Genomic DNA, 1,621 nt, shown 5'->3' with positions numbered 1-1,621 from the left:
TTGCCTGCTATTCACAACTATATACCTCCCGCTCTGGAAGATATTATATATCGTGGCAAATAGCTACTCAATGTGCCTATGTTTTGATGCTTACTCTGAAATGGCGATATTGCAGAAAACATGTCTGTGCCCCCCTAACCCAACCCCGGCAATCACACTGGCCCCAAAGCAGAATTTGAAAAGTGTAGTAAAGTGCCTCTTGATTTTATTGAAAAGTGTAGTAAAATCATGATAATTGACGGAGCACGCCAGATTGGTAAGACATTTATCGTACGATATGTCGGGAAGAAAATATTCGACAACTATATAGAAATCAACCTTTTGGAGGATTCTATCGGACAGAGGCTTTTCGAGAACACCCGCACTGTAGAAGATTTCTATCTTCAGGTCAGTATGATAGCCGGATCGAAAATGCATGACAAGCTTGATACGCTGATTTTCCTAGATGAAATACAAGCATACCCTCACCTTTTGACCCTGCTGAAATTTCTTAAACAAGATGACAGGTATACCTACATTGCCAGCGGGTCTCTCCTTGGAGTGATCCTGTCCAAAACCACATCTATCCCCATGGGAAGCATCCAAACAGTCAGAATGCATCCGCTTGATTTCGAAGAATTTCTCTATGCAAACGATTTCAACCAGATGGCAGTGGACTCTATTCGCCACAAATTTGAGAATCGGCAGTCTCTCGATGAAGGCACTCACGGGCGCGTAATGGATCTGTTCAAAAAGTATCTTCTCGTCGGCGGTCTGCCTGACGCTGTGGTCACGTATACTGAAACCAAGAATATCGTTCAGGTGCGGGCTATACAAAATGAAATACACGAATATTACGCAATGGATGCGGGCAAATACGACAAAGAAAACCGGCTGAAGATCAACCGGATCTATGGAATGATACCGCCCACGGTCACCCTTTGTTCTACTATGATAATCGCGTTAAGGGCGAAGTGGATTTTCTGATTGACGACTATGATTCCCACCCGATTTTTCGGGTATAAACATCCCAACAGGATAATGTTCGATTGAAAGGATCGGTGAATGATATGAAACTTACTTTTTTCTACCTGCCCCTTTGCCCATACTGCAAACAGGCGCGGAGGGTCATGGCTGAGCTCATGGCGGAGCACCCGGAATACAAGGCCGTGGAGCTGGACGAGGTCAACGAGATCACCAACCCCGGCATCGTGAAAAACTATGACTATTACCATGTGCCATGCTTTTTCAATGGGGAACAAAAGTTATATGAGGCGGATCCCAATGATCCGGAGGATGTGGTGAAGTCCAAGCTGGACGCCATGTTCCGGGCTTTGGTGGCCTAGCCCTCGCACAAAACATAACTTAGCAAGCAAAAGGAGCCTCCCGGCTCCTTTTCAAATTTAACTCTCTTGTTTACGGACCAAGAGAAGTCCTCTTCATAACTTTCTCACTTAAGGGCTGAGATACGCCCACTGTTATCTTTATGAATAGTATATTAGATTTTCGGGGAAAAATCAATACAAATCTTTATTTCAATAAAGCCTGATAGTGTCAAGTTGTTGTTGGTAATTTGGGTTGACAGTTTCTGTGGCTTTAATATTTTCTACGATAGCGTGACATTCTGTAACTGTCCAAGGCT

General features: G+C 44.0%; 2 protein-coding genes. Both read left to right on the top strand.

Annotated elements, in window-relative coordinates; genetic code table 11:
* The first annotated feature begins 228 nt into the window (after positions 1-228).
* Entirely contained in the window at positions 229-966 is a 738-nt protein-coding gene (locus EV211_RS10550; protein ID WP_133529395.1) for an AAA family ATPase, read from the top strand.
* An 83-nt stretch (positions 967-1,049) separates the two neighbouring features.
* Entirely contained in the window at positions 1,050-1,325 is a 276-nt protein-coding gene (locus tag EV211_RS10545) for a glutaredoxin family protein (RefSeq protein ID WP_133529394.1), read from the top strand.
* Positions 1,326-1,621 lie beyond the last annotated feature (296 nt).

Source organism: Aminicella lysinilytica (genome assembly GCF_004362975.1).
GTDB classification, from domain to species: Bacteria; Bacillota; Clostridia; order Peptostreptococcales; family Anaerovoracaceae; genus Aminicella; species Aminicella lysinilytica.
Note: the sequence above shows the minus strand (reverse complement) of the source record. Positions and strands in the feature narration are given on the sequence as shown.

Excerpts from the sequence above, each read along its gene's own strand:
- EV211_RS10545 (WP_133529394.1), top strand. The coding sequence starts at position 1,050 with ATGAAACTTACTTTTTTCTACCTGCCCCTTTGCCCATACTGCAAACAG.
- EV211_RS10550 (WP_133529395.1), top strand. The coding sequence starts at position 229 with ATGATAATTGACGGAGCACGCCAGATTGGTAAGACATTTATCGTACGA.